The sequence below is a fragment of the Marinobacter sp. MIT932201 genome (genome assembly GCF_047123295.1).
GTDB classification, from domain to species: Bacteria; Pseudomonadota; Gammaproteobacteria; order Pseudomonadales; family Oleiphilaceae; genus Marinobacter; species Marinobacter salsuginis.
The window spans coordinates 2,920,599-2,937,332 of sequence record NZ_CP138917.1; the positions used below are offsets into that span (position 1 = coordinate 2,920,599).

A 16,734-nucleotide genomic window follows, 5' to 3' on the forward strand; every position below is an offset into this window, starting at 1 on the left:
CATTCGATCCAACTGACGCTCGGTTAGATCAGTCTTTTGATCAACCACGGAGGTAATGTTTTCGTTTGTGTATGAGCGGACGCCTCCTAGTATACATTTACTGCACTCGCTTATTCGCCCAGAGCCCTTGATTTCACGGGCGTAGCAGTTGGATACAGAAGAATCACACGTGAGAAAGTAAACATTATGCCCCTTCGCTTTTAATAATTCTGAAAGATATATCAAATGCTCAACGTGAGGCCGAAAAGCAAAAACATTAACAAATCCAATATTCAAGAAAAATCTCCGAAGTCAGAATTTAAGTGAACGTGCTATAAATTTACTCGCGCTCGAAATAACCGCAACAAGGAAGAAAGAAAACATCACAAATGGAAAACTCATAAAATCAATAGCAAGAAGCAAAGGCGAAATAATAAGAATAGAATACATCATTAGATAAAAGCTCATAGCAACGATGCTAGAAGGAAAGGCTATATAAAAATAGCGCGCTGCGGCACTCAAGAATCCTACAAAAATTGAAACAACAATAAAACCAAAAAGACCGAACTGATAAAACAATGCAGCGGGCAATGACGGAAACCTACCAGACAAAAACCACGAACTATCCGGCCGGGCAACAATTCCTAGCTTGTTTAAGATGTTCAAAGGGTGTAGAAAAACAATTACCTTGTCCCCAGGCCCGTTCTCGATGATTCCGGCTGCGGTTGCCAAACTATGTGTGATATAACTAAGCGCGAGCACCAATAGGTTAATAATATCAAACAATACTCCATTACCACTTGCCTCAGAAAACCATGGGGCTAACCTTAGACCGAGGTAAGGAAGAAAGTGTTTTACATAGGCGGAAACGTCGATCCCTGTCGCTTCGGCTCGTTCAGAAAAGACATACAAAACATAGAAAAATGAAAATAAAACCAAAACAAATACAGATGAGCGCAGCCCTTTACTTGGGAAAATTGACCGATATGACCATCCAGATACTGCAGTTATCGCACCCGCAACGAAGACTGTGACCAATAGAACATTTGAACGCCCACCAGCCAGAACGGAGTTAGCCATAAGTAAAATAAAAACTAGAAAAATTCCTTTATATAGGAATGACCTTTTTAAACTTTCGCCAAACGCAACAAGAAGCACGGCAGCCACGTAATAGCCACTACTTAAAAGGTACCCCAGCATACTGAAGACCGAAGAAATACCACCCTCTCTTTCAATCCCCTCTTTTCTCCAAGCTTCTCTGGCTACTGCCACACCTTGACTATAATCTATGCCCTGAATTGCGATTTTGTCATAAATTATACAGAGAGTGCCAACGCTCGAAAATATTAACGACAACTGGATCGCTTTGTGTAAACTCTTCGGTGTCCGCGTTCCGCACATTGGGGCTCGATAATGGACACCTGCCAACCAACTCCAACTAAAACCAAACAAAACTAAGACTAAAAATGTGAGTTGAAGTAAAAAAGCTTCGCCTACAGATGTATAAAGCGAACTAACGGGTAGAAAGGCAAAAGCGATCCAGTAAAAAACCCAAACCCAGATAAAATGCTTAATCATTTAGCATCCCGAAGCTGTATATATTTAGTCTCCTACCAAAATCTGAAATACTATGGATTATCATAAGGAAGCTTATTTCAAACTAAAGTCATCGAGATCCGACGATATTAGCTGGGACACCAGCACAAACGGTGTTTTCTGGAATATCTTTTAATACAACGGAGTTCGCGCCAACAACCGATCCCCGGCCAATGTTGACCCCTGGGCATATGACTACATTCACACCCAACCAGCAGTCATCGCCAATACTAATTGGCCTGTCAAGTGAAGAAAGATCTCCCCGCTCCTCAATGATTAGTCGCTCCTGCTCCCGGATGGTTTTTTCCGGATATACTCTAAAGGGATGAGTTCCTGATGAAATGAAAACGTTTGGCGCAATGATGCACCCGCTCCCAATGCTTACCGATCCGTTAATGGTTGCTCTTCGCTGCACCGTCGTACCGGCGCCAATTGTGATTTTTTCCGAAGACTCGATCTCAACATCGTGGGAAAGCCAAACATCATTTGATAAAACTAACTCTCCGGATGCTGACAATCGTATATTGACTCGTGCTCCTATCTTCGCTCCCCTATTAAGGGTTATTTGTTCAGAACGCCCATCTATAACCGTTGTGGGATGAATTCGCACCCCTCTGGCAATGAAACAGAGAAAATTCCACCACCGCCACAGAAATGTTCTTCTTAAATGGGAAGCTTTAAACAACGTCATCTCCTAAATTTCAGAGAAAAGATCAATACAAGAAGGTAATTTACAACGGTCAAAGCTAGGGCGAGATGAGCAAGCTCAGTGATGCCTAGTTTATCTACGGACTGAAAGTAGCCGAGCAGCGAAAATGAGATAAAAACAAATGCCCCGGATAAGCAATTTACCGCAAGTAGTAAACGCTCTTTTCCTGAAACAAGTAGATGACTAGACCAGAAATCAGATAATCGAATCGAAGCAACAGCCAGGAAAATTGGAAGTATTTCGAGGGAACGTTGATAGTCCTCAAACCAATTAACAATTATCTCTTCCAAAAGGAAGTAACTCGGCAACACGCCGATACCACCCAAAATCAAGAAGACTAAGCTCGCTTTCCAAGCGAGTGAAAAACTGGCCCTTCTCCCCCCTATCGCGAAACGTTTTGCCAATGCGGGATAAAGGGATGAATTGGTAATCGTTTGAATTGATTGCGCCGCTGTAAGTAATATCCAGGCAAATCCATACCACGCGAACTGAACAGGCGGAAGAACGGTAACTGCTACCCATCGGTCTGCGTTTGCCAAACTGAACCCCACCAACATCACAAGCATCAGCGACAGCGGTTCAGACCACCGAATTACGGCTAGTCTGCGAATTGCCAAAAGAAATAAGGCACGGAGCCCAGTGCTGTGGCGAGTAGAGCTTTTGACCAGTATAAGCGAGGCCAATAGGATGGAAATGATGGCTTCGGTTAGAAGTGTCTCTTCGGGCGAGCGCACGTACCACGCGACCATGCCGGCCGCCGTGATTATTGAAATCGCCCGCCCCATATTCTGCCAACTAAACCTTAACGCCTGCCCTCTACTCCTGCTCTCCACCGTTGAGAGCACGAAAATCTGCTGAGAAAAACCATGGACGACGCTTATTGCAAAGGTCCCCGGGCTCAAGCCGGCGATAGACAAATCTGCCACCCCGATCAAACAACCTACCAAGGCCAGAAGAAGTGCAACCAGAATGGACTGAAATAAAAGGATTTGGCTTGCCAATTCTTTTCGAGCGACGAAGCCCATCGGCATACTGCGCTGTAATTTTGGCTGTAGTCCCAAACAGCCAAGGACACAGAAACTGCTCGAAACCAACAATCCAGCTATGTACGTGCCAAAATCAGGGGCGTCAAAAAGCCGAGCCATAAGCAAGGGGCGCAGCATCATTAGCGCCATGGCTCCGCCCAATATCGGAACGTACCAAACTTCTCTTTTCCACCTCTGATTGATACGTAACCAAGATGCCGAGTTTAATCGGTTGTTCACGCTAGCCTTTGAAGCAACTCTTGGCTTCTTTGATCATGCATTGCGTTGTAATCGAAAAGCGCAAATTGGAGTTGAAGCAAAAGGCGAGGCTTTCTTACTGGCGTCTGCCCTTTGTGAATACACCAAGTATCTTCTGCAAATCCATCGCCTGCGCTACCGTCAATTTCTTTTACTTGGGACGGGCTGTAGTTCTCAGCAATCTCTTGATCGGTGTAGCGGCGGATGTTCCACCGATCAAAGAAACCGTTTATGGGCGGTTTCCCTTGAGAGCCCGCAACAACGACGTGGGCTCCATCCCCTTTCTCAACATCTGTGAGATAGAAAAAGAATTTGAAGAATTTGAAGTCGTCTACATCCCTATGGAATTTGTGCGCATGCCGGTGACGATCCTCTTCAGTCGCTTCCACCGGAAACGTCCACCACAAGTTGGCACCAACGAAGGTCGGAGGTGAATTCAAAAAACGACGGGCTATCTCCTTGAGAGTGGGATCTTGAGCCAGACGGGCAATTTCAGGATTTTCCGAAAGCGTATTAAAATACTGAGCAACAAGTATTTTTTTATTAAGCACTTCCTCCGCACGCTCTCTATGTTCTATCTTAAAACCATATGCAGGTGCCCTATCAGCGAAACATAACGCTTCTTCTGCGTATGAGCGGATAGACTGCACTACTTCATCCGGCAGCCTGAAACCAAATGCAACTCCATCCTTTCGAAGCGCTGCCACCACTGAATCGATATCAACATCAGGAAAGCATGTCTCTTTGCCTTCTAGCTCAAGAGAATCGAGATGGGAACGACCTTTAATTTTGAGAACTGCTGCACGCAGAAAGGGTATGGATAACCTCAAAGTGGAAAAACGCGCAAAACCCCTCATTAAGGTATAGCCTGGTTTACTGGACAAACTCTCGAAAACGCGTTTTAACCGCCCTACTGCAGCAGCATTCAAATCAAAACCTCCTCTGAAAGATTATTGGTCATGCTCAAGCCAGCAAGTCCCAAGTAACAGCCGTACCCTTTTTAACATCGCTTTTCAGCCTTCGATCCAAAAGCTCATCGTAGTATTTTGGGGGCAATCCATATCCCGGCCTAACACTACGAATTGAGCTGGAAGCAATCCGATCCCCACATTTCAAGTCTTCAACGAAATAGAGCGACCTTCGAAATTGTGCATTACCTACCTCGCTGGACTTTTGACCATAATCAACTTTGCCAAGCGATTTCCAAGCCGTTTTTGCGCCGGAACAAAGCTCTGCCAGATCTTTCGGCTCAAGAGAAAAGCTATCATCTGGCCCACCACCACGACGATCTAGCGTGAAATGCTTTTCTATCAGAGAGGCCCCTAAAACTACGCTGGCAATTGCAGTTGTGTTGTCCAAGGTATGATCAGACAGGCCGGTAACTAAGCCAAACCTTTCAACCATGTCTGTAATCGTGCGAAGGTTGTAATCCTCGGCTGGAGCCGGATAGCCGCTTACGCAATGCAGAATTGCTAGTTCCTTACAACCTCCCTCATAGGCAGCATTGATGGCTTCTTCAATCTCTTCGGCATTGGCCATACCCGTAGAGATAATCATAGGCTTCCCAGTGGCAGCCACATAACGGATAAGTGGGAGATCAATCGCTTCAAAAGACGCAATTTTGTATGCTGGCGCGTTTAGATCCTCAAGAAGGTCCACCGCAGTTCGGTCAAAGGGCGAACTAAATATCGGAATTCCAACATTCCGTGCGTGATCAAAAAGTGGCTTATGCCACTCCCACGGCATATGCGCTTCCTCATAAAGCTCATAGAGCGTTCTTCCGTCCCAAAGCCCCCCTTTGATCTTGAACTCGTCCGACTGGCAATCCAGCGTTATAGTATCAGGTCGGTATGTCTGTAACTTAACAGCGTCGGCACCTGCTTTGACGGCCTCGGTAATAATCCTCATCGCAGTCTCAAGATTACCGTTATGGTTAGCTGAAAGCTCTGCAATAATGTAGGGAGACTGGTTGCGAGAGATCTCTCTTCCGGCTATTACTATTTTCGGTTCAGTCATTATTCGATTCCTGATCTTTTGTTTTCCACTCTTGTTTTAGTAGACCAAAGCAAAAAACGTCGTGGAACTCGTGGCCATCAAAATGCTGATCTCGGAGGCGCCCTTCTTCGGAGAACCCTAGCGCCCTATGGAACGATATAGAGCGCTCATTAAAGCCGAGAGCCTGGCCGCAAAGCTTGTGAAGGCCAAGCTCTAGAAACACGTACGTTAAAGCTTGGTTACCCAAAGACCTCCCTGTACCTTTCGGCGCGTCAGGCGCCAGGTAGAACCCCCAGTCTGCAACCTCCGGGCATCGCGTGCGCGTAATATTCACAAAACCTCTGGCCAGCCCGTGGTTTTCATAAATCATAGGATCTACCGCAGGATCATGCTTGACGCCGGAAAACCATTTTCTATGCTCTTCTATCCCAATTTCGTGAGTGGTGTACATGTAGCGACGTACATCAGGGTGATTACGCCAACTCAACACCTGCTCAAGGTCAGTTTCCGTCATAGGCCGGAGATTGTGCGCTTTCACGATGCTCTCCTGCTCACGGTCATAATCGACTCAAGAACCCTGGAGGTACCTTTCCCATCGGTTATCGCAGCTGCGGCACGGCTCATGCGTTGAAGACAATCAAACCGACCAATTTCGGCCATCACGGAGGGCAAAGATGCCTGAACTGTATCGGGATCAGTGATCGTTAAAGTAGCTCCGGCGGCCTCCAAGGCTCTCGCTCCAGGCACTTGATTATCAGCCAGAATCACCAACACTGCAGGGAGGCCCAAACAGCAACGCTCCCAGGAGGTACCGCCCGCCGCTCCAATAGAGAGATCTGCCAGGCACATCCGCTCGGCCATGTCGGGAACATTCACATTCACCGTTGCCTTGAAAGGCAACCGGCTAGCCTGTTGCTGAACTTCGTCCAGATGAGGCGCAGAGCCTCCCATGACGATGTCTAGTTGAGTGTCGCGAGGCAGCTCCGATTCCACCAATGACTCTAAAACCTGCCCCGTCACATTGTTTCGATCCACACCACCCAGAGAGATCAGAACTCGCTTCAGCTTCGGCTGCTCACGCCGCTTTAGGCTGAATTCGCGACGTGGTGCGAACTCCGGCCGCAGCAGCGCGTATTCGGGGCCTATCAATCGCAAGCAATCCTTCGGCACAAGCCAATCATAATCTGAGGCAACCCGCCCCAGATTCTGATCCAACAACAGGGCACATTCGTGCTGCCTGCTAGCCAGATCATCAATAACCATAATTTGATCTACCACCATTGCAACCTGCTGTTCCCAGCAGGCATCAAGGGCGTAGTGATCCACCACCAACCAGTCCGCATCTATTAGAGCCAGAGCTTCACGGGTCTCTTTTGCATCTTGTTGCCAAGGCACACCTAACCAATCGCCATAAGAATCGTTCAAATAGGCTGACGAGTTGCATTCCATAGTTTCGGGAGCCGGCAGAATGAACAGCTGGTACGCTTTGCCTGCGATTAAATCAGTCAGGTGCCCTTGATGTTTACGACAGATAAACACGCATTGGTGACCCTGACAGGTAAGTTCATCAGCTAGCGTGAGACAGCGAATAACGTGGCCCGTTCCTATACGCTCCGAAGCATCAACGCGAAACGCTACCAGCACGTCCATCCCCCATCAACAACTAGGTTGGAGCCGTTCACAAAGGTGGACGCATCCGAAATCAGGAATGACAGAGGCCCCTGAATTTCCTCTGCCTGGCCAATTCGTCCCAAAGGCACTTTGCCAGCCAAAGTCTCTACGAAATCCGGATTGGTCGCCTGCACAGCAGTTGAAGGAAATGGCCCGGGGGAGACTGCATTGACTCGTATTCCTTCTATGCCAAACTCACAGGCCGCATACCGAGTCCACTGGATTAGTGCGGCTTTTGCGGCACCATAAAACGGCGGATTGGCCGCGTTCTTGCCCTTGTATAATCTTTGATCAGGGCTCACCATTCCATACATCGAACCAATATTTACTACAGAAGCTCCGCCACCGCTCTTAACAGCCAATCGCAAATTAGGCAGTGCTTCTCGTAGCAGTCTGTTCGCTGATACCAACGAAACTTCATAGCTATCACGGTAATCTTTATCTGTCGCATTCTCTATGGAACCTGCCCCACCAGCATAAGCATTGTTCACCAAGCCGTGTAATGGCGTGTTACCAAATTGGGCAAACCAGTGACGTACAGCTTGTCCATCATTTACGTCGAAGACAGCAGGCTGGGCGGCTAGCTTTGCCTCGCACAACTCTTCCACAAACTGTTCGACACGAGGGCGATTTCTGCCGTTCACCAGTACTTTAGCCCCCAACTCCGCCAGACCAAAAACCATCGCCCTACCAAGATATCCAGTGGCCCCTGTTACTAGAACGCTTTTGCCGTAAAGTGAAAATCTTTGTTTTAGATCAGGCATCGGGCTTCGTCCAGGTTGCGGGGTCAAGCGTTTCTTTCGGGACCTGAGGGCGATCTTCAATGATCTTCAGTAGCTGATCTCGTGACCACGGCTCGACGCTCATTACCTTGAGGTTGTAAAGGAGCTGTTCCTTAGTATCCAAGCCCAGCACAACGCCATCAATCCAGTCTTGAGAGAGCGCAAAGCGCAAACAGAGTTCAACCACATCCCCTCCGCAGTTGTTATTTGCCTGTTCACGAAGCCATTCCAATACCTGGTCCGCATTAGGACATTTAGCTCTCTTCCAAAGGTTTAAGTGATTGGTAGTCAACAACCCCTGCAGTAAAGCACTTCGGACGTGAATAGTGAGGCAACGATGCTTTCGCTCATCCAAAATTTTTTCGATGACCGAATCCCAGCGGTAGTCCAGGATGTTGAAAGGTATCTGGAGAATCGAAACGGAATCAAATGACAAAGCGGTCAATGCTTCCTTCGGGGACTGTACCGATACCCCGAGTTCACCAACAACGCCCTTTTTTTTGAGTTGGGCAAGTGCGTTCCAGACCTCCCCGTTCCAAGCAGTTAAGTGGTCCGCCCTGTGAAGCATTAAAGCGTCGAGCTTGGAGACACCGAGCAATCGACAGGATTGATATACACTTCGTTCTACAAAGGCTTCCACCACTTCCGGCTGGGCCACAGGAGGGCAGTCATCTAAAGGTGACAGCTTCGTAATAACGGTTGTCCTTGAGGACCAGCCTTCAGCCAACGCTTTGCCCAGCACCTTCTCACTGTCGCCATAGGCTCTCGCGGTATCCAGGTTCTGAACACCATTTTTAATAGCGGTTCGTACCAGGTCGTTCACAAGTTTCTGTTGAGGGCGCCCAGCCCTGTTCGCAATACCGTAGTCCAATCCAAACTGAGCGGTTCCCAAAACCATTCTTTTTGCTGGAGCTGTAACTGCCACGTCTGTCGATTCAGCTTTCAATGCTTTCAGCAAAGCTTCCATCGGCATATTTTCAGGTTTATCGGAGCCTTCAAACAACTTTGCAACGGTTAAGTAATCATCCAGTGTATCTACGGTACAGCGATAGTGTTCCATACGCTGGGATTGGTAGTGTTCGAATCTGCTTCCACCATATTTTCTTATTATCCAAGGGGTAACATGTTCGCGATCAAACGAGGACTCTGTCTCGTTCTGAGCTTCCCTGAGATGTCCGGCGCGCGTTATTTCAGCGCTGACGCCGTAGGGAAGCCCCGATGAGCCTCCAACGCAGCCAAGATATGCGACTTCTTTTTTCTCGAATTCCTTGAGCATTTCATCGATGAATGCCCCATCCGGAAAGACATTATCGCCGGTCAGCCGAACAACGGCATATTCGTCTGAGACCCCCTCAAGCGCATCCACGAAGCGCTTGAGGGTATCCTCCAAGTCCCCTCTGAAAAAGTTGATGCGCCACTTGGCAAGGACTTCACATAACAGATCATCCGAAGGTTCCCGAGAGGTTACAACCGTTACAGGATGGCCGGTATTGCCTGCCCGACGGGCTGCAAGCACGACCAAAGGCACACCGCCCACTGGCAGTAAAACCTTGGCCGGCAAGCGAGAAGAATTTGTCCTTGCCTGCAACAAGAGCCGAACCTTCATACCAGCGAAAACTCCAACGCGCTCGAAACCTGGTCCTGTTGTTCGTAAGTCATCCCATGAAACATGGGCAGGCTGATTGCTTCGCGGTAATAAGCCATCGCCTCTGGAAAATCACTTGCATTGAAGCCCATGGACTCATAATGGGGCTGCGTATGAACCGGGATATAGTGCAAGTTCACTCCAATGCCTTGCTCCCGGAGAGATTCGAATACCTCCCGATGGGATTTATCAGCTTCATTGAGACGCAAACGGATGACGTACAGGTGCAAACCTGAGTAGCTATCTGGGTGCTGCCATGGCGTAGTCACCGGCAAGCTCGCCAAGATTTCATTATAACGATCGGCTAGCTCATGACGGCGAGCTACGAAAGCATCCAAGCGATTCATCTGGCTTACACCCAAAGCTGCCTGAAGCTCTGTCATTCTATAATTAAAGCCCAAGTCGATTTGCTGGTAATACCATGGGCCGTCAGCCTCGCGAGTCATCAGGCGAGGATCCCGGGTAATTCCATGGCTACGCAGTAAATTCATACGGATGGCCAGATTTTCATCATTGGTAAGGGCCATACCACCTTCCGCGGTAGTAATGATCTTTACTGGGTGAAAACTGAAAACCGTAATGTCGCTGAAGCGACTGTTGCCGATGAACTCCCCCCTATACTTTCCGCCAATGGCGTGTGAGGCATCCTCGATAACCCGAAACCCATATTTTTTGCTTAATCGGTGCACTTCTGCCATGTCACACGGCTGACCACACAGGTGAACTGCAACCACAATTTTGGGCAGGCATGCGGACTTCTCAGCCTGTTCCAGCTTAGCAGCCAGTGCTTTCGGGCACATGTTGTATGTTTTGGGGTCAATATCAACAAAATCGACCTTAGCACCGCAGTAAAGTCCGCAGTTCGCGGAAGCTACAAACGTAATAGGCGATGTCCACAGCCAGTCACCCGGCCCCAACCCCAGACTCAGACAAGCAATGTGTAAGGCCGAGGTTGCACTGTTCACGGCCAACGCATGCTTGGCACCGACATGTTCAGCTACCTTTGATTCAAACTCAGGCACCTTCGGGCCTTGAGTCAGAAAGTCCGACTGGAGCACTTCAAGCACAGAGTCAATGTCGGCCTGAGAGATTTCTTGCTTGCCGTAGGGAATCATTCTCAGATCTTTCCAATTTCGTTGTTGTGACGATCAATCCACGCCTGAAGCTCCTTGTCAGTCATCCATTCCGAATTATTGTCACTTGAATAGACAAAGCCCTCGGGCACTTTCTTACCGTCCTTGATTCGGCTTTCGCATGTTCCCCAATCGTTAATGTTGGGCAAAATTTTGAAGTGCTCTGGATATTCGTAGGTGAAATAGGAGTCTTCTGCGCCAATCATCTGTTCATGCAGTTTTTCACCCGGGCGAATTCCAACCACTTCCTGTTTTGCATCCGGGGCAACCACTTGCGCGAGGTCCGTTACTTTCATTGACGGGATCTTCTTGACATAAATCTCACCACCCACCATGTCTTCGAATGCATGCCAGACCAACTCTACGCCTTGCTCCAGGCTGATCATAAAACGTGTCATGCGCGGGTCGGTTATAGGCAACACGCCTTTTTCTTTGATCGACATGAAAAAGGGTATGACCGAGCCGCGAGACCCCATTACGTTACCGTACCGGACCACAGAGAATTTGGTCTTATGGCCACCAGAATATGAGTTGCCGGCCACAAAAAGCTTGTCAGAGGCCAACTTGGTGGCACCGTAGAGATTGATAGGACTGCTGGCTTTATCGGTTGAAAGCGCGACGACGCCCTTAACGCCTTTATCAATCGCGGCATCTATCAGATTCATGGCTCCGTGAATGTTTGTTTTTACACATTCAAAAGGATTGTACTCAGCGGTGGGTACGATCTTCGTGGCAGCTGCATGCACAACATAGTCAACGCCATCAAGTGCCCGATATAGTCGATCCCTGTCTCGTACATCGCCTATAAAGAAACGAAGGCGGTCGTCGCCTTGAAACAGCTTGGCCATTTCCCACTGCTTCATTTCATCCCGGGAAAACACAATGATTTTCTTGGGATTGTATTTTTCCAGTGTCATGGGAATGAATTTATGGCCGAACGACCCAGTGCCACCGGTTACGAGGATAGTAGAGTTTTCTAACATTAGATTTTCGCCAAGTGTCTTCTATGGATTGCTGGATTTGTTACTCGTGAAGAGTACGAGCCTAATGAACACAATTATAATCGAAAGCATGAGGCCCAGAATGGTTGCCAAGACAACCGTTAATGCTCTTTTAGGTTCACTTTTTTCTTGAGGCACAACCGCCGGATCTACAGTCTCGAACACGTATTCTTGCTGGGCATTGGCCAGCATCACTGTGCGGGTTTCATTTTCAATGAGTTGATAAAACACTTGCTGCATGCCAGCGACGTTGGTGTCGTTCAGTTTTTCTTCAAGATAGTTGATTCGGGCAGTGGCTTTGGTGACATCCTGCTTGCGCATATGTTCGTTGATATCTTTAACCAGCCATTGGGCCCACTGCTGCGCAGCGGAGGGTGACAGGCTTTTCACGCTTATAGTGATCATGCCGTTGTCTTTGTTCTCGCTGACGTTAAGGCTTTTTTCCTTAAATGTTTTCACCAAGTCCCAATCCGTCGGCTTGTAGCTCTTGCCGCCTTCATCCAAGAGCCATTCACCTGTCTTGGGGTTGTAGATTTCCCAGTTGTATACCCACGTTTGGCTCTTTTCATTCCAGGCTTCGGTACCCATAAGTGGCACTTCAAGGCTGTGGCGACGAATAAAGTCAGCCAGAAAAGCGCGGGACTGAAGGACTTCCTTTGCTATGATGGTCTGATTGGATCTTTCACCACCAATGCTAATGCCGGCTAAGCTGGCCAAGCCTCCGAGTTGCCCACTGAGGCCCTGTAAGCCACCCTCTTCGTTTGCTGGGGCTAGGAGTACATTGGCTTGATAGACGTTTGGCTTATAAAGCGCGTATGCAACGCCGCCTGCAGCGAAGACAAAAGTGATGGCCATGATCAACCACTTGCCGCGCCAGAAGGTCTCAAATAGCTCTCGAAGGTCTATTTCATCATCCTGAAGGTGAGGCTTTTCTATTGCAGGCTGAACTCGCAGCTCATGCTTACTCATTACAAATTCCCCACAGCGGCAGCACCGAGAGCCATTTGGTAAACGATCTGGCTCACGTTAGACCACAACTCGAGCTGGTTCAGCCGGTCAACATCGATTGGCATGATGATCGTGTCTCCCGGCTCCATTTGTTGGCTGCGACTGCCAAACCAGCGGCTTCTTTCGGGCAGCATTACGGAACCATCCGCTTTTACAATGTAAACCCTACTTTCATCAGCCTGACGTGTTGGCCCACCGGAACGTTCGAGGTAGTCATCGACAGTTAAGCCCGCCTGATGCAAGTGGCTCGTTGGGAATTGAACTTCGCCAAACACGGTAACGGACTGAGGAATGGTTGGAACAGTCAGGGTATCGCCGTCCTGAAGGCGGATCGCCTGGTAGTCTTCGTTATTCACGACTGCTTCGAGATTAACCACCATTCGACCGACCGGACGACTGCTTTGGACATCCTCAAGCAGATCCTCAACCTGTTGCGCTCGATCCGCACTCTCTCCTGCCAGTCCATCGCCCTCAAGCTGGACTCCGAGCAGGTCTCCCTGCAGGCGCTCTTCCGCTTCGCGAAGGCGCTGAGCTTCAAGGCGGCGTAACTTTTCTCGGGTGAAGACCGCGCCTCTCGGGAAAGCGTTATCAGTTAGTCCGCCGGCTCGCTCAATAACTTCTTTGAGCGTTTCTCCGTCCCGGAAAGTGTACACACCCGGGTAACGTACTTCGCCCTGCAGCTGGATGGTGCTTGTCTTCGCGAATTCCGGGATGGATTTAATCAGAATCCGGTCCCTACTTTGCAGTGCCAGATTGGCGTTTCCGGCCAAGGCGTCGGCCAGGTTCACATTGAGAATTTTCGTCCTCCCAATGCCGTTCTCATCAGTGGTGTATCGGGCAATTTCCGCATTGAAAAGTGACGCTGAATCTTTCAACCCGCCAGCCACAAAAACGGCATCCGCAAGTTGCCGTGAGGCAGGCATGGGGTATTCACCGGGGTATCGAACTGGCCCGCTAATCTGAATGGTTCTCTGTGGAGCAGACGGTGTTGCCTGGCTTTTCAGTCGACGGAGTACTGGTTCGAAGAGGGCTTCCCGTGTGAACTCCCACTGTTGCTCACCATCCATGTCGCCAAGCTGTTCAGTTGGCTCATTTTTGCGCTCCACCTTTCCTGCGTCAGAGAAGATCAACAGCTTATCCTTTTCCTTAAGCAGGAAATCGAACTCGCCGCCGGGATTCTGAATGGCCTTTCTCAGCCTGAGGTTTAGCACTGAAATAGTGTCACTTTGTTTGTCTGTACGAACGATGGCCGCATAGCGCTTGTCTGCGAAGGGGGTAAGATCCGCATCCAGATTTCGAATCAACGAACTCACCCGCATGCCCGGCATCCAGGCAAATCGACCGGGCCGCGTGGCCGCGCCGGCGATCTCTACATACTGGCCTGTGATATCCGAGATCGACGGAATGGTTACTCTATCACCCGCCTGAATTCGTGCACTCTTTCCCTTTGCTGCAGTGTAATCCGCCTCGGCAATGATTCTAAGGAAGTCCTCGTTGGTGCGTTCAATATTGATGCGCTGCGGGTACGCCTGAGGGGTGAGGCCACCGGCCATACTGACTAAGTCCTCGAGGGTGTTCTCATTTTCCAGTTCATAGAGCGCAGGGCGGTAGACCTCGCCCTCAATGCCCGCACGCCTGCCTACAGATGGAATAAAAATCACGTCGCCCGGCTGGAGACGGTTATCGTTTGAGCTGTCGCCCTTGAGCAGGAGATCGTATAGATCCAGGGTGCCTACCAGCTTTCCGTCGCGTTTGTGCTGGAGGTTTCTCAGCGATCCAGTTTGTTTAATGCCACCGGAGACGTACAAGGCATTGGTGATTGTGGAGAGCGAACTGACTGAATAGGAACCCGGGTTACGCGCTTCACCGAGCACGAATACCCGCATGCTGCGAAGCTCGCCCAACGATACGCTGGCCTGAACCCCGATGTATTGTTCAGATACCTGATTGCGGATCTGCTGCCTGGCTTCATCAAAGCTCAAGCCCGCGACGCTCATGGGTCCAGATTGAGGAAAACTGATGGTACCATCGCGGCCGATGGGCAGTTCCAGGTTCTGATTTTCCTTGCCCCAGAGCTGGATGCGCAATACGTCTCCGGGCCCAAGGGTGTACTCGGAGGGAATGGGGATTTCGGTTACCGGAGCAAAGGTGGTTGGGCTGCCCCGAAACAACTCGTAGCCGAAGGGCTTCAGACCACCGTTTTTATCGGCGGCTCGCCGCTCTTTTTCTTCTTCCTCCTTTTCTCCGCGGGCCTGCCCCCTCTCTTCGTCCGAAATACTTTCAGCCGGCTCAACTACTTGAACGTCTCGTGGTCGCTGATTGCGTTGCCCAGAGGATTGGAAGTCTTCCAGATCAATACCGTACTGGCTAGCCAGGGCTTCCTGCTGGGCTCTGGGCAGGCTCTGAAATTGTTCGATCTGGGACTGACTGATAGCTTGGGCGGAGGTTACCGCGGGGAGCAGTATGGCCAGGGGTAGCAGGAGATTCTTGAGCTTCACAATTTAAGATCCGACGTTTTGGTTCGATCAGTTTAGAAACGGTATGTCCAGGCGGCACCCAAAGACCACTGGTCTTTTTCGCCACCCAAGTACTTAATTTTCTTATCGGTGGCTTGGAGCTTCAGGTCCAGCCATCCTTCAAACAATCTGGCTCCGTACCCTACATCAAGAATGGTTACGTTCTGATCAACATCGGGCACGGTATAAAATATTTCGTCGTTCGGCACCACTGTTCCAATTGCACCCTCTTTATTGAGACGTGCGAAACTCACTTTGGCGCTGAAGTTCGTGCCATTGCCAAAGAAATTGAAAGCCCCGAGGGTGATGGCCTCTGCGTCGCCGTCAAAACTGGTAGCCATACTGCGACCGTAGTAGCGGTAGCCGGAACGGTAACGGGAGTGCTCATACGTAATATTGGGAATGGCGTCACCCAGAAAGTCGTCAGCCAGGGTATTCGCGTACTCAACAAACCATTGCTGGTCGGCTTCGAATAGCTGGGTGGTCCAATCTGCCCCGAAAAGCCAGGACTTTCTGGCCGGAAAGGCACCAGCTTCGTCTTCCCCCATCATTTGGCCGTAAATGCCCATTGTTTGCTGGCCAACTGAGAAACCGTATCGCGCATCAACGCTGGCAAGTTGGTTGCCCGGATCGTTTTCCTCAAGCTGTCCATTATCCCGGCCGATCAGGGCATTCCAGATAGTGGACGCCCCTTCCGGCCGCCCCTCCCCACCGAACATAATCGCACGGGAGAGGCCAAAATCCAGGCCATCGACGGGACGGAAGGTAAAGCGCATACCAATGAGTTTGGCATCCGGCACCGCGCGATCGCTCTCGTACTGTCCGGCTAGCGCTGTAAACTGCCAGGGACCGATCCAGCTCAGCCAAGGGGTTTCGAAGGCGTGGGTATTGTTTCGGTTGATCCAGAGCGCCGGCATCGGGCGGGCGTTATTCGAGAGAATCAGGCTAGACTGCCAACCGGGCCCCCACCAACGGTCAATAGCACCCACACCGAACACCCAGTTGCCGGCTGCTGCCGCAAGATAGGAGCCATCCAGGCGCAGTTCTTCATCATCATCAGGATTATGGGCATAGCCGGGGTTGAGCCCGAAGGCCCAGACTTCGCCCTGCCACTGAAGATCAATTGCCGCTCCAACCTTCGCAAGAGCATTCTGATCAAACCCACGGATACCGGGAATCTCGCTGCTGCCATACAGACTGTACTCACCGCGAAAACCAGGGTGCGCCTGCTGTTCCTGCTCGAAACGCAGGTAGGCCGCGGCAGAGCCTACCGACGAATGATCCGCACTCACACTGGGCTGCAAACCACTGTGAACGGCACTCCACATCAGCGGCCAGGTGCTTACAGTACGGTCCATATGGCCACGGTCTGCCAACTTCTGAGCCGCGAACCTGGCCCGTGAATCCCCCGGCTCA

Annotated in this window: 14 protein-coding genes; all 14 read right to left on the minus strand. The window is 50.0% G+C overall.

Going from position 1 to position 16,734, the window contains the following annotated elements:
* Positions 1 to 291: 291 nt before the first annotated feature.
* Complete coding sequence (locus SIC15_RS13360) at positions 292 to 1,557, minus strand: O-antigen polymerase (protein ID WP_412536142.1); 1,266 nt, start codon at positions 1,555 to 1,557, stop codon at positions 292 to 294.
* Between the two features lie 88 nt (positions 1,558 to 1,645).
* Positions 1,646 to 2,260: a DapH/DapD/GlmU-related protein gene (locus tag SIC15_RS13365; protein WP_412536143.1), complete on the minus strand. Its 615-nt coding sequence runs from the start codon at positions 2,258 to 2,260 to the stop codon at positions 1,646 to 1,648.
* A gap of 2 nt (positions 2,261 to 2,262) precedes the next feature.
* Positions 2,263 to 3,459 carry a lipopolysaccharide biosynthesis protein gene (locus SIC15_RS13370; protein ID WP_412536144.1) on the minus strand — a complete coding sequence of 399 codons (1,197 nt, stop codon included), beginning with the start codon at positions 3,457 to 3,459 and terminating at the stop codon, positions 2,263 to 2,265.
* A gap of 86 nt (positions 3,460 to 3,545) precedes the next feature.
* Positions 3,546 to 4,496, minus strand: a complete 951-nt coding sequence (locus SIC15_RS13375; protein WP_412536145.1) for a phytanoyl-CoA dioxygenase family protein — start codon at positions 4,494 to 4,496, stop codon at positions 3,546 to 3,548.
* A gap of 34 nt (positions 4,497 to 4,530) precedes the next feature.
* Positions 4,531 to 5,583: a pseudaminic acid synthase gene (gene pseI / locus SIC15_RS13380; RefSeq protein ID WP_412536146.1), complete on the minus strand. Its 1,053-nt coding sequence runs from the start codon at positions 5,581 to 5,583 to the stop codon at positions 4,531 to 4,533.
* Positions 5,576 to 6,100: a UDP-4-amino-4,6-dideoxy-N-acetyl-beta-L-altrosamine N-acetyltransferase gene (gene pseH, locus SIC15_RS13385; RefSeq protein WP_412536147.1), complete on the minus strand. Its 525-nt coding sequence runs from the start codon at positions 6,098 to 6,100 to the stop codon at positions 5,576 to 5,578. Before pseH ends, pseI begins: the two co-directional genes overlap by 8 nt.
* The gene (pseG, locus tag SIC15_RS13390; protein WP_412536148.1) at positions 6,097 to 7,206 is read right to left on the minus strand and encodes a UDP-2,4-diacetamido-2,4,6-trideoxy-beta-L-altropyranose hydrolase; all 1,110 of its coding nucleotides are present in this window, start codon (positions 7,204 to 7,206) and stop codon (positions 6,097 to 6,099) included. Before pseG ends, pseH begins: the two co-directional genes overlap by 4 nt.
* A complete protein-coding gene (locus tag SIC15_RS13395) occupies positions 7,197 to 7,997 on the minus strand; it encodes an SDR family NAD(P)-dependent oxidoreductase (RefSeq protein ID WP_412536149.1) in 801 nt (266 codons plus the stop codon). The genes pseG and SIC15_RS13395 overlap by 10 nt, the downstream gene beginning before the upstream one ends.
* Positions 7,990 to 9,621 carry an aldo/keto reductase gene (locus SIC15_RS13400; protein WP_412536150.1) on the minus strand — a complete coding sequence of 544 codons (1,632 nt, stop codon included), beginning with the start codon at positions 9,619 to 9,621 and terminating at the stop codon, positions 7,990 to 7,992. Before SIC15_RS13400 ends, SIC15_RS13395 begins: the two co-directional genes overlap by 8 nt.
* Complete coding sequence (gene pseC, locus SIC15_RS13405; RefSeq protein WP_412536151.1) at positions 9,618 to 10,775, minus strand: UDP-4-amino-4,6-dideoxy-N-acetyl-beta-L-altrosamine transaminase; 1,158 nt, start codon at positions 10,773 to 10,775, stop codon at positions 9,618 to 9,620. Before pseC ends, SIC15_RS13400 begins: the two co-directional genes overlap by 4 nt.
* A 2-nt stretch (positions 10,776 to 10,777) precedes the next feature.
* Positions 10,778 to 11,776, minus strand: coding sequence for a UDP-N-acetylglucosamine 4,6-dehydratase (inverting) (pseB, locus tag SIC15_RS13410; protein ID WP_209396784.1), 999 nt, complete (start codon positions 11,774 to 11,776; stop codon positions 10,778 to 10,780).
* Between the two features lie 21 nt (positions 11,777 to 11,797).
* Positions 11,798 to 12,763, minus strand: coding sequence for a Wzz/FepE/Etk N-terminal domain-containing protein (locus tag SIC15_RS13415; protein WP_412536152.1), 966 nt, complete (start codon positions 12,761 to 12,763; stop codon positions 11,798 to 11,800).
* Entirely contained in the window at positions 12,763 to 15,300 is a 2,538-nt protein-coding gene (locus SIC15_RS13420) for an SLBB domain-containing protein (RefSeq protein ID WP_412536153.1), read from the minus strand. Before SIC15_RS13420 ends, SIC15_RS13415 begins: the two co-directional genes overlap by 1 nt.
* A 32-nt stretch (positions 15,301 to 15,332) precedes the next feature.
* Positions 15,333 to 16,676, minus strand: coding sequence for a capsule assembly Wzi family protein (locus SIC15_RS13425; RefSeq protein ID WP_412536154.1), 1,344 nt, complete (start codon positions 16,674 to 16,676; stop codon positions 15,333 to 15,335).
* Positions 16,677 to 16,734: the final 58 nt, after the last annotated feature.

Coding starts and splice junctions, on each gene's coding strand:
- SIC15_RS13395 (WP_412536149.1), bottom strand. CDS start 7,997: ATGCCTGATCTAAAACAAAGATTTTCACTTTACGGCAAAAGCGTTCTA.
- SIC15_RS13360 (WP_412536142.1), bottom strand. CDS start 1,557: ATGATTAAGCATTTTATCTGGGTTTGGGTTTTTTACTGGATCGCTTTT.
- pseB (WP_209396784.1), bottom strand. CDS start 11,776: ATGTTAGAAAACTCTACTATCCTCGTAACCGGTGGCACTGGGTCGTTC.
- SIC15_RS13370 (WP_412536144.1), bottom strand. CDS start 3,459: ATGGCGCTAATGATGCTGCGCCCCTTGCTTATGGCTCGGCTTTTTGAC.
- pseC (WP_412536151.1), bottom strand. CDS start 10,775: ATGATTCCCTACGGCAAGCAAGAAATCTCTCAGGCCGACATTGACTCT.
- SIC15_RS13415 (WP_412536152.1), bottom strand. CDS start 12,763: ATGAGTAAGCATGAGCTGCGAGTTCAGCCTGCAATAGAAAAGCCTCAC.
- SIC15_RS13400 (WP_412536150.1), bottom strand. CDS start 9,621: ATGAAGGTTCGGCTCTTGTTGCAGGCAAGGACAAATTCTTCTCGCTTG.
- SIC15_RS13425 (WP_412536154.1), bottom strand. CDS start 16,676: ATGGACCGTACTGTAAGCACCTGGCCGCTGATGTGGAGTGCCGTTCAC.
- pseI (WP_412536146.1), bottom strand. CDS start 5,583: ATGACTGAACCGAAAATAGTAATAGCCGGAAGAGAGATCTCTCGCAAC.